The organism is Pseudomonas sp. AP3_22 TE3818 (assembly GCF_053628995.1).
Map to the genome: position 1 here is coordinate 2,363,793 of NZ_JBRJHL010000001.1, position 15,892 is coordinate 2,379,684.

The 15,892-nt window shown below is 60.9% G+C and carries 13 protein-coding genes; 7 read left to right on the forward strand and 6 right to left on the reverse strand.

What is annotated here, in order from left to right; genetic code table 11:
- The first annotated feature begins 21 nt into the window (after window positions 1-21).
- The gene (cysS, locus tag AB7M25_RS10720) at window positions 22-1,404 is read left to right on the forward strand and encodes a cysteine--tRNA ligase (protein ID WP_007970481.1); all 1,383 of its coding nucleotides are present in this window, start codon (window positions 22-24) and stop codon (window positions 1,402-1,404) included.
- Between the two features lie 196 nt (window positions 1,405-1,600).
- On the opposite strand, the gene AB7M25_RS10725 is transcribed toward cysS, so the two are convergent.
- Entirely contained in the window at window positions 1,601-3,436 is a 1,836-nt protein-coding gene (locus AB7M25_RS10725) for a sigma-54-dependent Fis family transcriptional regulator (RefSeq protein ID WP_429517115.1), read from the reverse strand.
- Between the two features lie 373 nt (window positions 3,437-3,809).
- Here AB7M25_RS10725 and AB7M25_RS10730 point away from each other — a divergent pair, with 373 nt between their 5' ends.
- From AB7M25_RS10730 to AB7M25_RS10755, 6 genes are read left to right on the forward strand one after another with little or no spacing between them, the layout of a single operon-like run.
- Window positions 3,810-4,904 (forward strand): ABC transporter ATP-binding protein, encoded by a 1,095-nt coding sequence (locus tag AB7M25_RS10730; RefSeq protein ID WP_015094365.1) that lies wholly within the window; start codon window positions 3,810-3,812, stop codon window positions 4,902-4,904.
- Window positions 4,904-6,019 (forward strand): ABC transporter ATP-binding protein, encoded by a 1,116-nt coding sequence (locus AB7M25_RS10735; protein WP_454237268.1) that lies wholly within the window; start codon window positions 4,904-4,906, stop codon window positions 6,017-6,019. The genes AB7M25_RS10730 and AB7M25_RS10735 overlap by 1 nt, the downstream gene beginning before the upstream one ends.
- Window positions 6,016-6,882, forward strand: coding sequence for a carbohydrate ABC transporter permease (locus AB7M25_RS10740; RefSeq protein ID WP_007970461.1), 867 nt, complete (start codon window positions 6,016-6,018; stop codon window positions 6,880-6,882). The genes AB7M25_RS10735 and AB7M25_RS10740 overlap by 4 nt, the downstream gene beginning before the upstream one ends.
- Window positions 6,883-6,892: 10 nt before the next feature.
- Window positions 6,893-7,693, forward strand: a complete 801-nt coding sequence (locus tag AB7M25_RS10745; RefSeq protein ID WP_007970460.1) for a carbohydrate ABC transporter permease — start codon at window positions 6,893-6,895, stop codon at window positions 7,691-7,693.
- 10 nt (window positions 7,694-7,703) lie between these two features.
- Complete coding sequence (locus AB7M25_RS10750) at window positions 7,704-7,976, forward strand: DUF2160 domain-containing protein (RefSeq protein WP_110662252.1); 273 nt, start codon at window positions 7,704-7,706, stop codon at window positions 7,974-7,976.
- Window positions 7,977-8,023: 47 nt separating this feature from the next.
- Window positions 8,024-9,766, forward strand: a complete 1,743-nt coding sequence (locus AB7M25_RS10755) for an ABC transporter substrate-binding protein (protein ID WP_429383069.1) — start codon at window positions 8,024-8,026, stop codon at window positions 9,764-9,766.
- 412 nt (window positions 9,767-10,178) lie between these two features.
- On the opposite strand, the gene nuoN is transcribed toward AB7M25_RS10755, so the two are convergent.
- From nuoN to nuoJ, 5 genes are read right to left on the reverse strand one after another with little or no spacing between them, the layout of a single operon-like run.
- Window positions 10,179-11,642, reverse strand: a complete 1,464-nt coding sequence (gene nuoN, locus AB7M25_RS10760; RefSeq protein ID WP_007970453.1) for an NADH-quinone oxidoreductase subunit NuoN — start codon at window positions 11,640-11,642, stop codon at window positions 10,179-10,181.
- Between the two features lie 7 nt (window positions 11,643-11,649).
- The gene (nuoM, locus tag AB7M25_RS10765; protein WP_104447789.1) at window positions 11,650-13,182 is read right to left on the reverse strand and encodes an NADH-quinone oxidoreductase subunit M; all 1,533 of its coding nucleotides are present in this window, start codon (window positions 13,180-13,182) and stop codon (window positions 11,650-11,652) included.
- Between the two features lie 39 nt (window positions 13,183-13,221).
- Window positions 13,222-15,075 (reverse strand): NADH-quinone oxidoreductase subunit L, encoded by a 1,854-nt coding sequence (nuoL, locus tag AB7M25_RS10770; protein WP_454237269.1) that lies wholly within the window; start codon window positions 15,073-15,075, stop codon window positions 13,222-13,224.
- Entirely contained in the window at window positions 15,072-15,380 is a 309-nt protein-coding gene (gene nuoK, locus AB7M25_RS10775) for an NADH-quinone oxidoreductase subunit NuoK (RefSeq protein ID WP_007946416.1), read from the reverse strand. Before nuoK ends, nuoL begins: the two co-directional genes overlap by 4 nt.
- A gap of 2 nt (window positions 15,381-15,382) precedes the next feature.
- Entirely contained in the window at window positions 15,383-15,886 is a 504-nt protein-coding gene (nuoJ, locus tag AB7M25_RS10780) for an NADH-quinone oxidoreductase subunit J (protein WP_104447787.1), read from the reverse strand.
- Window positions 15,887-15,892 lie beyond the last annotated feature (6 nt).

Genomic DNA, 15,892 nt, shown 5'->3' on the forward strand with positions numbered 1-15,892 from the left:
TTCAGCGTCAAGGGAAATAACGTGCTTACGATCTACAACACGCTCACCAAGAGCAAAGAAGTCTTCAAGCCGCTCGATGGCAACAAGGTGCGCATGTACGTGTGCGGCATGACCGTGTACGACTACTGCCACCTGGGCCACGGCCGCAGCATGGTTGCGTTCGACCTTGTGACCCGCTGGTTGCGCTTCAGCGGCTACGATCTGACTTATGTGCGCAACATCACCGACATCGACGACAAGATCATCAATCGGGCCAACGAGAACGGCGAGTCGTTCGAAGCCTTGACCGAGCGCATGATCGCGGCGATGCACGAAGACGAAGCGCGTCTGAACATCAAGAAGCCGGACATGGAGCCGCGTGCCACCGATCACATCCCGGGCATGCACGCGATGATCCAGACCCTGATCGACAAGGGCTACGCCTACGCCCCGGGCAATGGCGACGTGTACTACCGCGTCGGCAAGTTCATGGGCTACGGCAAGCTGTCGCGCAAGAAGATCGAAGACCTGCGCATCGGTGCGCGCATTGAGGTCGACGAGTCCAAGCAGGACCCGCTGGACTTCGTGCTGTGGAAAGCCGCCAAGCCGGGCGAACCGAGCTGGGAATCGCCGTGGGGCGCCGGGCGTCCGGGCTGGCACATCGAGTGCTCGGTGATGTCGACCTGCTGCCTGGGCGAGACCTTCGACATTCATGGCGGCGGCAGCGACCTTGAGTTCCCGCACCACGAAAACGAAATCGCCCAGAGCGAAGCGGCCACCGGCAAGACCTACGCCAACGCATGGATGCATTGCGGCATGATCCGTATCAATGGCGAGAAGATGTCCAAGTCCTTGAACAACTTCTTCACCATCCGCGACGTGCTCGACAAGTACCACCCGGAGGTCGTGCGTTACCTGCTGGTGTCGAGCCACTACCGCAGCGCGATCAACTATTCGGAAGACAACCTCAAGGACGCCAAGGGCGCCCTGGAGCGTTTCTACCACGCGTTGAAAGGCCTGCCGAACGTGGCGCCGGCCGGCGGCGAAGCCTTCGTCGAGCGTTTCACCCAGGTGATGAACGACGACTTCGGCACGCCGGAAGCCTGCGCGGTGCTGTTCGAGATGGTCCGCGAGATCAATCGTCTGCGCGAGAGCGATCTCAATGCAGCGGCCGGCCTGGCGGCGCGTCTGAAAGAACTGGCCAGCGTGCTGGGTGTGTTGCAGCTCGAAGCCGATGACTTCCTGCAGGCCGGTGCCGAAGGGCGCGTGGATGCAGCCGAAGTCGAGGCGCTGATTGCCGCTCGCCTGGCGGCACGTGCCGGCAAGGACTGGGCCGAATCCGACCGCATCCGCGACCAGCTCACCGCCATGGGCGTGGTGCTGGAAGACGGCAAGGGCGGCACGACCTGGCGTCTGGCTGACTGATTGCCTGATCTGCTGTAAAACAAAACCCGCCTTGTGCGGGTTTTTGTTTATAGGCAAATGGGCGGTTTTTTGTGGTGTTTTGTCTGGCGCCTTCGCTGGCAAGCCAGCTCCTACAGTGGATTGGGGTGGAGTCCGATTTTGCGTACAGCACAAAACCTTGTGGGAGCTGGCTTGCCAGCGATTGACCGCGAAGCGGTCAGCTCTCCGACTGGCGCAACCGCTTGTAAAGTGTGTTTCGGCTAACCCCCAACAGCCGGGCCAGATACGAAATATTCCCCCCCACCGCCTGCAACTGCCGATTCAGTGCTTCCACATCATTCAAGTCGATGCCCAGCGGCTCCGGTGTCTCCACCGGTTCCATCTCCAGGTCGACAAAAAAATCATCCGGCAAGTGCTCTGCCCGCACCGGTTGTTCTTCGGCCATGACCAGGGCCACCTGGATCACGCTGCTGGCCTGACGCAAGTTGCCGGGCCACGGGTGGCGGCTGAATAACGCCATCACTTCCTGGCTCAAGCCGGCCCATTGCGCCGGTTCGCGGTGCTGCTCCCACAGGCGTTTGAACAGTGCCTCCTTATCGCTGCGCTCACGCAGGGGCGGCAGTTCCAGGGTCAGGCCGCCGATGCGGTAGTACAAGTCTTCACGAAACCTCCCCAGTTGTACTTGTTCGCGCAGCGAGCGGTTGGTCGCTGAAATGATGCGCAAGTCCACAGGGAACAGTTCGCTGCTGCCCACCGGCTGAACGCAACGCTCCTGCAACACCCGCAACAGCCGCGCCTGTGTCGGCAGCGGCATGTCGCCGATTTCGTCGAGAAACAGCGTGCCTTTGTCAGCCTTGCGGATCAGCCCGATGCTGCCTTTCTGGTTGGCGCCGGTGAACGCGCCTTTCTCATAGCCGAACAGCTCGGACTCCACCAGTTCGGCGGGAATCGCCGCACAGTTGACGGCGATGAGCGCTTGTTTGCTGCGTGAGCTGGCCTGGTGCAGGGCCTTGACGAACACTTCCTTGCCGACCCCGGTTTCACCGTGGATCAGCAGGGGAATGTCTTTTTCCAGCAAGCGTTCGGCCTGGCGCACGGCTTTTTCCACGCGGCTGTCGCCGAAATGCAGGGTGTTGAGGCTGATGGCCGCAGGTGTAGCTGCAACCGGCTCGGTGAACACTCGGGGTTGAATGGATGCCTGTTTCGGCCGCTTCAGCAGGCACTGGAAGCGGTTGCGTCCCGAGGTTTGCAAGGCGAAGGGCAGGCCTTCGGGCTGATTGAGCAGTTCCAGCAGCGAGACCTTGAACAGGCTTTCGACACTGACCCGCGACAGGCGGATGCCCAGCAGATTGTCGGCCCGGCGATTGGCCGACAGCACCTGGCCGCTTTCATCGAAAATCAGCAACCCGGCCCATTGGCTGTCGAGGTTGTTCAGCCCGGTATTGAACGTCAACTGGAAATGCTGGCCATGGAACAGGTTGAGGATCAGCCGGTTTTCCACGGTCTGGCTCATCATCTTGACCATGCCCAGGGTGTGCGATGGCGGCAGGTAGCTGTCGCTGGACACGTCCAGCACCGCGATCACCTTGCGCTCGGCATCGAAAATCGGCGCGGCGGAACCGGTCATGAAGCGGTTGGCCTTGAGGAAATGTTCATCGTGCTCGATGTGCACGGCTTGTCCACAGGCCAGGGCGGTGCCAATGGCGTTGGTGCCGGTGCAACGTTCCATCCAACTGGCGCCGGCGCTGAAACCCCGGGCCAGCTTCGGCTCGATAAAGCGCTGGGTGCCCCACGAGGTGAGCACCTGGCCCTGATGGTCGGCGAGCATGATCAGGCAATTGGAATTGCTCAGGATGTTCTCGTAGTAGGGCAGCACTTCCTGATGGGTGGTTTGCACCAGTGAATGCTGGCTCTCCAGCAGTTGCGCGATACCCGCGGCCGGCAATTGATCGAATGCCGGCGCGCTCTGATGACTGAGGCCGAACGCGCGGCAGCGGGACCAGGAGTCCTGGATGATGGCGTCGTGGGACAGCGGCGATGCGGGTGCGGGCATGGCAGTCGATCTCTGAGCGAGCTTTTATTGTTTTTATGGGGTTGCGTCGATCCCTGTAGGAGCGAGCTTGCTCGCGATGCACGTGAGAGCGCCGCGTTTACTCAGGCAGCCCTCGTCAACGTTAACGTCCATCGCGAGCAAGCTCGCTCCTACAAGGGCCGTGAACAGTCCGTAGAGTGTTGTTCACTATTGTTCACTGTCAATGGGTGGACTGTTCAATTGTTCATTTCAGATTGTTCATTTGTGTTCAGCAACGAACGTCGACGGGCTGTTGTTTTCACTCATTTCAAGCTGAATCAATGGCTTGGGATTTTTGGCACGGATGTCGCTTTATCGCTCCGGTCGCTTGATTCCAATAATAAAAGGCCGAGCCATGTCACTCACCCTGGAGCACGTCAGCCGCACCGTCGAGGGCCAGACCTGGATCGACGATGCCAACCTGAGTTTTGAACCCGGTTCCTTCAACGTTTTGCTGGGTCGCACCCTGTCCGGCAAAACCAGCCTGATGCGCCTGATGGCTGGTCTGGACAAGCCCGACAGCGGCCGCATCCTGATGAACGGCGTCGACGTTACCCAACGGCCGGTGCGCTTGCGCAATGTGTCGATGGTTTATCAGCAGTTCATCAATTACCCGACCATGACGGTGTTCGACAACATCGCCTCGCCGCTGCGTCAGGCCGGTGTATCCAGCGAGCTGATCCAGAGCAAGGTGCTGGAAACCGCGAAGATGCTGCGCATCGAAAAATTTCTGAAACGTTATCCGCTGGAGCTTTCCGGTGGCCAGCAACAACGCACGGCCATGGCCCGGGCGCTGGTCAAGGATGCCGAGTTGATCCTGTTCGACGAGCCGCTGGTCAACCTCGACTACAAGTTGCGCGAGGAACTGCGCCAGGAAATGCGCGAGCTGTTCAAGGCGCGCCATACCATCGCGATCTACGCCACCACCGAACCCAACGAAGCCCTGGCCCTGGGCGGCACCACCACCATTCTTCACGAAGGCCGGGTGATCCAGAGCGGCCAGTCGTCCTCGGTCTATCACCAGCCGCAAACCGTGCTGGCGGCGGAGCTGTTCTCCGAACCGCCGATCAACCTGATGCCGGGGCGCATTGCCGGCAACGAAGTGAGTTTCGCCAACTTCGTGCACTTTCCGCTGAACGTCGATTTGCGCCCGGTGGGCGAGGGCGAGTTCCGTTTCGGCGTGCGACCCAGCCATATCTCGCTGGTGCCGAGCAATGACGATGACCTCGAACTGGCGGTGACCGTCGAGGTGGCCGAGATCAGCGGCTCGGAAACCTTCCTGCACGTGCGCAACGAGCATTTCCTGCTGGTGCTGCACTTGCCGGGTGTTCACGAATACGACGTCGATGCGCCGATCCGTATCTACATCCCGACCCATAAACTGTTTGTGTTCGATACGCAGGGCCGGTTGGTACAGGCGCCGGGCCAGCGTGTCGCGAGGGTAGCCTGATGGCCGAAATCCGTTTGCAGAACCTCGCCCACAGCTACACCAAAACCCCGGTGGGACCCGAGGACTACGCGATCCGCGAGATGGACCACATCTGGGAGCAGGGCGGCGCCTATGCATTGCTCGGTCCGTCGGGCTGTGGCAAATCAACCTTGCTCAACATTATTTCCGGGCTGCTCAGCCCGTCCCAGGGGCATGTGCTGTTCGACGGCAAAGCGGTCAACGACCTGACGCCGGAGAAGCGCAACATTGCTCAGGTTTTCCAGTTCCCGGTGGTCTACGACACCATGACGGTGTTCGACAACCTGGCCTTCCCGCTGCGCAACCAGGGCATGGCCGAGGCAAGAATTCATACCAAGGTGCAGGAAATCGCCGAAGTCCTTGACCTGCAGAACCTGCTGGGCAAAAAGGCGCGCAACCTCACCGCCGACGAAAAACAGAAAGTCTCCATGGGCCGCGGGCTGGTGCGCGACGATGTGTCGGCGATCCTGTTCGACGAGCCGCTGACGGTGATCGACCCGCACCTGAAGTGGAAGCTGCGACGCAAGCTCAAGCAGATCCACGAGCAGTTCAACATCACCATGGTCTACGTCACCCACGATCAACTGGAGGCCTCGACCTTCGCCGACAAGATTGCGGTGATGTACGGCGGGCAGATCGTGCAATTCGGTACACCACGGGAATTGTTCGAGCGCCCGAGCCACACCTTTGTCGGCTACTTCATCGGCAGCCCGGGGATGAACCTGATCGAGGTGCAGCCGCAACCGGGTGGCGTCGGGTTCGCCTCGACCCACCTGCCGCTGTCCGAGGCCATGCAGCAACGCATCGCCCAATCCGAATGGAAAACCCTGAAGGTCGGCATTCGCCCGGAGTTCGTCCATGTCTGGGACGAAGCCTTTGATGATGCGATGCGGGCACAGGTCGTACACGTCGAAGACCTGGGCACCTACAAGATCATGAGCCTCGACCTCGATGGCACGCCCCTGAAAGTGCGCCTGGCCGAAGACAAACCGGTGCCACAGGGCGCGGCCTACATCAGCTTTCCTGCGCAATGGCTGATGGTCTATGCCGATGATTTCCTGCTCGAAGCCCATGCCAACCAGGAGGCGCAGCCATGAACAAGGTGCAGAACAACAAGGCCTGGTGGCTGGTGCTGCCGGTATTCCTGCTGGTGGCGTTCAGTGCGGTGATCCCGATGATGACCGTGGTCAACTATTCGGTGCAGGACATTTTCGATCAGTCCAGCCGCTATTTCGTCGGTGCCGACTGGTACAAGCAGGTACTGCTCGACCCTCGGCTGCACGACTCGCTGCTGCGCCAGTTCATCTATTCCGCCTGCGTGCTGCTGATCGAAATTCCGCTGGGCATCGCCATCGCCCTGACCATGCCGACCAAGGGCCGCTGGTCGTCGGTGGTGCTGATCGTGTTGGCGATCCCGCTACTGATCCCGTGGAACGTGGTCGGCACCATCTGGCAGATCTTCGGCCGCGCCGACATCGGCCTGCTCGGTTCAAGCCTCAATGCCATGGGTATCAGCTACAACTATGCGGCGAACACCGCGGACGCCTGGGTCACCGTGCTGGTGATGGACGTCTGGCACTGGACCTCGTTGGTGGCGCTGTTGTGCTTCTCCGGGTTGCGGGCGATTCCGGATGTGTATTACCAGGCGGCGCGGATCGACCGTGCCTCGGCCTGGGCAGTGTTCCGCCATATCCAGTTGCCCAAGCTCAAGAGCGTGCTGCTGATCGCCGTGATGCTGCGCTTCATGGACAGTTTCATGATCTACACCGAGCCCTTCGTGCTCACCGGCGGCGGTCCGGGCAATGCCACGACCTTCCTCAGCCAGACCCTGACGCAGATGGCCGTAGGGCAATTCGACCTGGGGCCGGCCGCGGCGTTCTCGCTGGTGTACTTCCTGATCATCCTGTTGGTGTCCTGGCTGTTCTACACCGCCATGACCCACTCTGACGCCAACCGTTGAGGCCCGCGCCATGAGCAAAAGAAAGCTTATACCCCTGCTGCTCTACATCCTGTTCCTGCTGGTGCCGATCTACTGGCTGCTGAACATGTCCTTCAAGAGCAACAGCGAAATCCTCGGCGGCCTGACACTGTTCCCGCAGGATTTCACCCTGGCCAACTACAAGGTGATCTTCACCGACCCGAGCTGGTACACCGGCTACATCAACTCGGCGTATTACGTGAGCCTGAACACGATCATTTCCCTGACCGTGGCACTGCCGGCGGCCTATGCCTTCTCGCGCTATCGCTTCCTGGGTGACAAGCACCTGTTCTTCTGGCTGCTGACCAACCGCATGGCGCCGCCGGCGGTGTTCCTGTTGCCGTTCTTCCAGCTGTATTCGTCGATCGGGCTGTTCGACACCCATATTGCCGTGGCCCTGGCCCACTGCCTGTTCAACGTGCCGCTGGCGGTGTGGATTCTCGAAGGCTTCATGTCCGGCGTGCCCAAGGAAATCGACGAAACCGCCTACATCGATGGCTACAGTTTTCCCAAGTTCTTCGTGAAGATTTTCATTCCTTTGATCGGCTCCGGCATCGGCGTGACGGCGTTCTTCTGCTTCATGTTTTCCTGGGTCGAACTGCTGCTGGCACGGACCCTCACCTCGGTGAATGCCAAACCCATCGCGGCTGTGATGACCCGCACCGTTTCGGCATCCGGTATCGACTGGGGTGTACTGGCGGCGGCGGGGGTGTTGACCATCCTGCCGGGCATGCTGGTGATCTGGTTTGTTCGCAACCACGTGGCCAAGGGCTTTGCCCTGGGCCGGGTATGAGGAACTGATGATGGAATGGATGAGTTGGACCGCCCCCACAGCGGCGTTCTTCAGCGTGATTGCCTTGATCCTGGTGGTCATGACCACTTGGGAATTGCGTTCGCCGAGCATCCTTCGGCGAGGTTTTCTACCGATTGCCACCACCCGTGGCGATCGCTTGTTCATCGGTCTTCTCGGCAGCGCCTACCTGCATTTGCTGGTAATCGGCGTCACCGACTGGAGCATCTGGGTGGCGTTCGCGTTGTCCCTGGTGTGGCTGTTGGCTGTGATGCGTTGGGGCTAGTCGAATCGCTCGGCACTGTTGCTCCGAAACCCTAAAAGGAGGTCTCTATGTTCGACAAAAACAATAAGCTGCGACATAGCATTTCATTGGCAGCCATGCTGGCACTCAGCGGTTTGAGCGCTTCGGCCTGGGCCGATGCCTACGAAGATGCCGCGAAAAAATGGATCGGCAGTGAATTCAAGCCATCCACACTGTCGGCAGATCAGCAGCTGGAAGAATTGAAGTGGTTCATCAAGGCGGCGGAGCCCTTCCGCGGAATGAGCATCAAGGTGGTGTCGGAAACCATCGCCACCCACGAGTACGAGTCCAAGGTGCTGGCCAAGGCCTTCACCGAGATCACCGGCATCAAGCTGACCCACGACCTGCTGCAGGAAGGCGACGTGGTGGAAAAGCTGCAGACCGTGATGCAATCGGACAAGAGCATTTATGACGGCTGGGTCAACGACTCGGACTTGATCGGGACGCACTTTCGGTACGGCAAGACCGAATCGATCACCGACCTGATGGCGAACGAAGGCAAGGACTTCACCTCGCCGACCCTCGACCTCAAGGACTTCATCGGCATCTCCTTCACCACCGCGCCGGACGGCAAGATCTACCAGTTGCCTGACCAGCAGTTCGCCAACCTGTACTGGTTCCGTGCCGACTGGTTCGAACGCGCGGACCTCAAGGCCAAGTTCAAGGAAAAGTACGGCTACGACCTGGGCGTACCGGTGAACTGGTCGGCCTATGAGGACATTGCCAAGTTCTTCAGCGAAGACGTCAAGGAAATCGACGGCAAGCGCGTCTACGGGCACATGGACTACGGTAAGAAGGACCCGTCCCTGGGCTGGCGTTTCACCGATGCCTGGTTCTCCATGGCCGGTGGCGGCGACAAGGGCATTCCCAACGGCTTGCCGGTGGACGAGTGGGGCATTCGTGTCGAGGACTGCCACCCGGTGGGTTCCAGCGTGACCCGCGGCGGCGACACTAACGGCCCGGCGGCGGTGTTCGCCACCACCAAGTACGTCGACTGGCTGAAAAAGTACGCGCCTCCGGAAGCGGCGGGCATGACCTTCTCCGAATCCGGCCCGGTGCCGTCCCAGGGCAGCATCGCCCAGCAGATTTTCTGGTACACCGCCTTCACCGCCGACATGACCAAGCCAGGCCTGGCGGTGATGAACGCCGATGGCACGCCGAAATGGCGCATGGCGCCGTCACCGCGAGGACCATATTGGGAAGAGGGCATGAAGCTGGGCTATCAGGACGTGGGTTCCTGGACCTTCATGAAGTCCACGCCTGAGAAGCAGAAACTGGCGGCCTGGCTCTATGCGCAGTTCGTGACCTCGAAAACCGTGTCGTTGAAGAAAACCATCGTCGGCCTGACGCCTATCCGCGAGTCGGACATCAACTCGCAGGCGATGACCGACCTGGCACCGAAACTCGGTGGCCTGGTGGAGTTCTACCGCAGCCCGGCCCGCGTGCAATGGACCCCGACCGGGACCAACGTGCCTGATTATCCTCGCCTCGCGCAGTTGTGGTGGAGCCACATCGCCGAAGCGGCCAGCGGCGACAAAACCCCGCAACAGGCGCTCGACGGCCTGGCCAAGGATCAGGACGCGATCATGACCCGTCTGGAACGTTCGAAGGCACAAGCCACCTGCGCACCGAAAATGAACCCCGAGCGAGATGCTCAGTACTGGTTCGACCAGCCGGGCGCACCGAAGCCGAAACTGGAAAACGAGAAGCCGAAAGGCGAAACCGTGAGCTACAGCGAGCTGCTGAAATCGTGGGCGGATGCGCGTAAGTAACGTGGCGGGAGTGTGAAAGGCGAACGGCACCGAAAGGTGCCGTTTTCATTTGTCCTTGATCTGCAGTCTTCGCGGGCAAGCCCGCTCCTACAGTGACCGACGATGTCCACAAATCTTGTGTACGACACATAACCTGTGGGAGCGGGCTTGCCCGCGAAGAGGTCATCAGAGACAACACTATTCTCCAGTCTAAACACCGTCATCAGGACAACAGATCACCTGTGGCGAGGGAGCTTGCTCCCGTCCGCCTGTGAAGCAGGTGCTAACGTCAACCTGCTGCGGTTGAACGGATGCACCGTGCTCACTGAAAGTGGGGCTGCTACGCAGTCCAGACGGGGCGAGGACTCCCTCGGCACAAAAAACGGCACCCGAAGGTGCCGTTTTTGTTTGTTGCCGAGAGTCGCTTAAGCGATCAACCCGCCAACCCCGACTGTTGAACCAGGTTCAGCAGCGGTTGTGGGTACAGGCCGAGGAAGAACGCCAGTACCGCGATGGCCAGCAGCATCACGCCGCCTGCACGTTGTTCCCAGTGCAGTTGCGCATCGTGGCGACGCAGGTTCGGTTCGATCAGGTACAGGGTGACCATCACACGCAGGTAGTAGAACACGCCGATGGCGCTGCCCAGTACCAGGGAGGCGACCAGCCACCACTGATGCGACTCGACGCCGGTGGCGATGATGTAGAACTTGCCGATGAAGCCGGCGGTCAGCGGGATACCGGCCAGGGACAGCATCATCACGGTCAGTACGGCAGTCAGGTACGGACGGCGCCAGAACAGGCCGCGGTATTCGTACAGGGCGTCGGCGTCACGGCCGTTGTACGGCGAGGACATCAGGGTGATCACGCCGAAGGCGCCGAGGCTGGTGATCACGTAGGTGACCAGGTACACACCAATGGCTTCCACGGCCAGGCCCTTGCTCGCCACCAGGGCGATCAGCAGGTAGCCGAAGTGAGCGATGGACGAGTAACCCAACAGACGCTTGAGGTTGCTCTGGGTCAGGGCCAGCAGGTTACCGAACAGGATCGATGCGATGGCGATGATGGTCAGCACGTTGCTCAGCACGCCGCTGCTCGCGGCAGGGGAGATCTGGAACAGGCGCACCATCACAGCAAACACGGCGACTTTCGACGCGGTGGCCAGGAACGCTGCAACCGGCGCCGGAGCACCTTCGTAGACGTCCGGGGTCCAGAGGTGGAAGGGTACCAGCGACAGCTTGAACGCCAGACCGATCAACATCATGCCCAGGCCCAGTTGCGCCAGCGAGCTTGGCAGGCCAGTGGCCGCCAGCGCCTGGCCGATACCGACAAAGCTCAGGGAGCCGGCGTCAGCGTACAGCAGGGCCATACCGAACAACAGGAACGCGGAACCGGCCGCCGACAGCACCATGTACTTGATACCGGCTTCCAGCGAGCGCTTGTTGAAGAAGGCATAGGCCACCAGACCGTAGACCGGCACCGACAGCAGTTCCAGACCGACGAACAACCCGGCCAGGTGCTGCGCGCTGACCAGTACCAGGCCACCGGCGGCGGCCATCAGGATCAGCAGGTACAGTTCTTCACGGTTGCCCGGGTAACCCGAACCGCCATCGCCAAGGTAGGCGTGGGCGAGGGTCACACAAGCGAGGGTGGCGACCAGGATCAGCGCCATGTACAGGCAGGCGAAGGTGTCGATCTGCAGCAATGGGGTCACGGCCAGGGGCGCGACTTTCAAGGCAGGCAGGATCGACAGCAACGCCAGGTTCAGACCGGCCACCGACAGCAGGAAGGTCTGGGAGTGGTTGCGGCGCCAGGCGATCGCCAGCATCACCACGATGATCGTGGCGCTGGTAATCAACAGCGGCGCTAGCGCGATAAAGTGTTGAGTCGTGAATTCCATAGCGCTCTTACCGGGCCGAAGCGAGTTGAGTGAAGGCGGTACCGAGCCACTGCTGCACGCCATGCATCGTAGCGGCAGAGGTATCGAGGAACGGTTGTGGGTACACGCCGATGTAGATCAGCAGTGCAGCCAGACCGACCACCATGATCATTTCGCGACCGTCCATGCCATGCAACACCGCGTCCGATTTGGCCGGGCCGAAGTAGGCACGATGGATCATGATCAGCGAGTAGACCGAACCGAACACCAGGCCGGACGTTGCGATGATGGTGACCCATGGGGCAATCGGGAAGGTACCGATCAGGATCAGGAACTCACCGACGAAGTTACCGGTACCCGGCAGGCCCAGGGACGCCGCCGCGAAGAACAGGCTGAGGGCCGGCAGGTAGGCGATCTTCGACCACAGGCCACCCATTTCACGCATGTCGCGGGTGTGAGTGCGTTCGTACAGCTGGCCGCTCAGGATAAAGAGCGCCGCCGCCGACAGACCGTGGGCCAGCATCTGCATCACCGCGCCCTGCAGTGCCAGTTGGCTGCCGGAGTAGATGCCGATCAGTACGAAGCCCATGTGGGAAACGGACGAGAAGGCGATCAGACGCTTGATGTCGGTTTGCGCGAACGCCAGGAACGCACCGTAGAAGATCCCGATCAGACCCAGGGTCATGGCGAACGGCGCGAACTCGGCCGACGCATTCGGGAACAGTGGCAGGGCGAAACGCAGCAGGCCGTAGGCCGCGGTCTTCAGCAAGATACCGGCGAGGTCGACGGAACCGGCGGTCGGCGCTTGGGCGTGAGCGTCAGGCAACCAGGAGTGGAACGGCACGACCGGCAGCTTGACCGCGAAGGCGATGAAGAAGCCGAGCATCAGGATGTACTCGGTGGTCGTCGACATCTTGGTCTTCAACAGGTCGGCGTAGTTGAAGGTAATCACGCCGGTGTCGTTGAAGTTGACCAGTACCAGGCCCAGGATCGCCACCAGCATGATCAGGCCGGAAGCCTGAGTGAAGATGAAGAACTTGGTCGCCGCGTAGATCCGGGTTTTCTTGCCGTCCGAAGAACTGTGACCCCAGAGCGCGATGAGGAAGTACATCGGCACCAGCATCATTTCCCAGAAGAAGAAGAACATGAACAGGTCGAGGGCGAGGAACACGCCGACGACACCGCCCAGGATCCACATCAGGTTCAGGTGGAAGAAGCCCACGTGACGCTGGATCTCTTTCCACGAGCAGAGTACCGAGAGGACACCCAGCAGGCCGGTCAGCATGATCATCAACAGCGACAGGCCGTCGAGGGCCAGGTGCACATTGATGCCGAAGCGCTGGATCCAGACGTGCTTGAACTCAAGCGCCCAGGTTGGGTCGGCGCCAGGCGCCGGCGCAAATGAATAGTCACCGTTGGCCCACAGCCAGAGGCCGAGGGAGAGCAGCAGGGACATGGTGATCAGCGCAATCCAGCGGGGGAGGGTGGCGCCGAAGCGCTCACCCATCCAGCACAGCAGGCCGCCGATGAAGGGGATCAGGATTAGCCAAGGCAGAATCATGACGGGTTCGTTTCCTTTCGCAAATTCGCAAGGTTCATATCAGACCGCTACCAGCACGACGGCGCCGATGACCAGCACGGCACCAGCAGCCATCGAGGCGGCATACCAACGCAGTTGACCGGTCTCGGTACGGCTCAGGGCGGTGTGACCGCCTTTGGCCATGCGCGGGATCAGACCGATGGTCTGGTCGAGCGGGTCTTTGCGCAGGATGTGGCTGATCGCCAGGTACGGCTTGACGAACAGTTTGTCGTAGATCCAGTCGAAGCCCCAGGCAGCGAACCACCAGGCCGAAAGGACACGGCCGATGCCGCTGTTGGCGATGGCCGTCACGAAGCGACGCTTGCCGAGGAACAGCAGCGCAGACAGCAGGATACCGGCCAGGGCGATGGCGCCCGAAGCGATTTCCAGGCTGTGCTTGGCTTCGCCGCCGGCATGGCCGACGCTCTCAGGCAGCACGCCGTGCAGCGGCGGAACGATCATCGCGCCGATGGCGGTGGACAATACGATCAGCACCGACAGTGGCAGCCAGTGGGCAATGCCGTGACCGGCGTGGGCTTCGGTCTTCGCTTCACCGTGGAACGCGATGAAGATCAGGCGGAAGGTGTAGAGCGAGGTCATGAACGCACCGACCAGACCTGCATACAGCAGACCTTCGTTACCGCTGGCAAACGCTTCCCAGAGGATTTCGTCCTTGGAGTAGAAGCCCGCGGTGACCAGTGGCAGGGCCGCCAGGGCCGCGCCGCCGACGATGAAGCTGGCGTAGGCCAGTGGCAGTTTCTTCCACAGACCGCCCATCTTGAAGATGTCCTGCTCGTGGTGGCAGGCAACGATCACCGCACCGGATGCAAGGAACAGCAGGGCCTTGAAGAAGGCGTGGGTCATCAGGTGGAAGATCGCGCCATCCCAGGCACCGACGCCCAGGGCCAGGAACATGTAGCCGATCTGGCTCATGGTCGAGTAGGCGAGGATACGCTTGATGTCGGTCTGAACCAGGGCTGCAAAACCTGCCAGGACCAGGGTCACGCCACCGACAATGCCTACCAGGTGCAGGATTTCCGGCGCCAGGGTGAACAGGCCGTGGGTACGGGCGATCAGGTAGACACCGGCGGTCACCATGGTTGCGGCGTGGATCAGTGCCGAAACCGGAGTAGGACCGGCCATCGCGTCCGCCAGCCAGGTTTGCAGTGGCAGTTGCGCGGATTTACCGACAGCGCCGCCCAGCAGCATCAGGGTGGCCATGACCATCCAGAAGTCGCCGGCCTGGAATTTCTGCGGTGCCAGCACCAGCAGTTCCTGAACGTTCAGCGTGCCCAGTTGGGCAAACAGAATGAACAGGCCGATGGCCATGAACACGTCACCGATGCGGGTCACGATGAAGGCTTTGAGTGCGGCGTTACCGTTGTTGCGGTTGCTGTAGTAGAAACCGATCAACAGGTACGAGCACAGGCCCACGCCTTCCCAACCGAAGTACAGGAACAACAGGTTATCGCCCAGCACGAGGAACAGCATGCTGGCGATGAACAGGTTGGTGTAGGCGAAGAAACGCGAGTAACCGGCTTCACCGCGCATGTACCAGGACGCGAACAGGTGGATCAGGAAGCCGACGCCGACGACCACACCGAGCATGGTCACGGACAGGCCGTCCAGGTACAGGGCGAAGTTCGGCGTGAAGCCTTCAACTGCGATCCACTGCCACAACACCTGGGTGTAGTGGCCGCCTTCCGGCGGGGCGACGTTGAATTGCCAGATCACGTAGGTGGTCACGATCGCCGACAGACCGATGGAGCCGACGCCAATCAGCGCGGCCAGGTTTTCCGAGATGCGTCCACGGGAGAACGACAGCAGCAGGAAACCGATGAGAGGGAATACGAAAGTCAGATAGAGAAGGTTCATCCGCGCATCTCACTGGCAGCGTCGATATCGAGCGTGTGGAAGCGGCGATACAGTTGCAGCAGGATCGCCAGGCCGATACTGGCCTCGGCGGCTGCCAGGCTGATCACCAGGATGAACATGATCTGTCCATCCGGCTGCGCCCAGCGGCTACCGGCAACGATGAACGCCAAAGCGGAGGCATTCATCATGACCTCCAGGCTCATCAGCACGAAAAGGATGTTGCGGCGGACCATCAGGCCGACCAGACCGAGGCAGAACAGGATGCCGGCGACCGCCAGACCATGCTCCATGGGGATAGCAGGCATCGTCATTGCTCCTTGGCTTCGTTGCGGCCCAAGTGGAACGCCGTGACGGCTGCGGCGAGCAGCAGCATCGAGGCGAGTTCAACCACCAGCAGGTAAGGACCGAACAGGCTGATGCCCACGGCCTTGGCGTCTACGGTGGTGTGGCCGACGGCCTGGCCGCTCTGGTGGGAGAACAGCACGTACAGCAGTTCCACCAGCAGCAGCGCGGCGAGGAGGACCGGGCCGCCCCATATGCCGGGCTTGAGCCAGACGCGCTCTTGCTGAACCGAGGCCGGGCCCAGGTTCAGCATCATCACCACGAACACGAACAGCACCATGATGGCGCCAGCGTAGGCGATCACTTCCAGGACACCGGCAAACGGTGCGCCGAGGGCGAAGAACGTCATGGCCACGGCGATCAGCGAAATGATCAGGTAGAGCAGGGCGTGCACAGGGTTGGTGTGGGTGATCACGCGAAGCGTGGACACCACAGCGATACCCGATGCGAAATAGAAAGCGAATTCCATCTTTCT

Bases quoted from the DNA above. Each gene is read 5' to 3' on its own strand.
- AB7M25_RS10745 (WP_007970460.1), top strand. From the start codon at position 6,893: ATGAGCAAAAGAAAGCTTATACCCCTGCTGCTCTACATCCTGTTCCTG.
- nuoK (WP_007946416.1), bottom strand. From the start codon at position 15,380: ATGCCTGCTATCCCCATGGAGCATGGTCTGGCGGTCGCCGGCATCCTG.
- AB7M25_RS10750 (WP_110662252.1), top strand. From the start codon at position 7,704: ATGGAATGGATGAGTTGGACCGCCCCCACAGCGGCGTTCTTCAGCGTG.
- AB7M25_RS10730 (WP_015094365.1), top strand. From the start codon at position 3,810: ATGTCACTCACCCTGGAGCACGTCAGCCGCACCGTCGAGGGCCAGACC.
- nuoL (WP_454237269.1), bottom strand. From the start codon at position 15,075: ATGAACCTTCTCTATCTGACTTTCGTATTCCCTCTCATCGGTTTCCTG.
- AB7M25_RS10725 (WP_429517115.1), bottom strand. From the start codon at position 3,436: ATGCCCGCACCCGCATCGCCGCTGTCCCACGACGCCATCATCCAGGAC.
- AB7M25_RS10740 (WP_007970461.1), top strand. From the start codon at position 6,016: ATGAACAAGGTGCAGAACAACAAGGCCTGGTGGCTGGTGCTGCCGGTA.
- nuoM (WP_104447789.1), bottom strand. From the start codon at position 13,182: ATGATTCTGCCTTGGCTAATCCTGATCCCCTTCATCGGCGGCCTGCTG.
- AB7M25_RS10735 (WP_454237268.1), top strand. From the start codon at position 4,904: ATGGCCGAAATCCGTTTGCAGAACCTCGCCCACAGCTACACCAAAACC.
- nuoJ (WP_104447787.1), bottom strand. From the start codon at position 15,886: ATGGAATTCGCTTTCTATTTCGCATCGGGTATCGCTGTGGTGTCCACG.
- AB7M25_RS10755 (WP_429383069.1), top strand. From the start codon at position 8,024: ATGTTCGACAAAAACAATAAGCTGCGACATAGCATTTCATTGGCAGCC.
- nuoN (WP_007970453.1), bottom strand. From the start codon at position 11,642: ATGGAATTCACGACTCAACACTTTATCGCGCTAGCGCCGCTGTTGATT.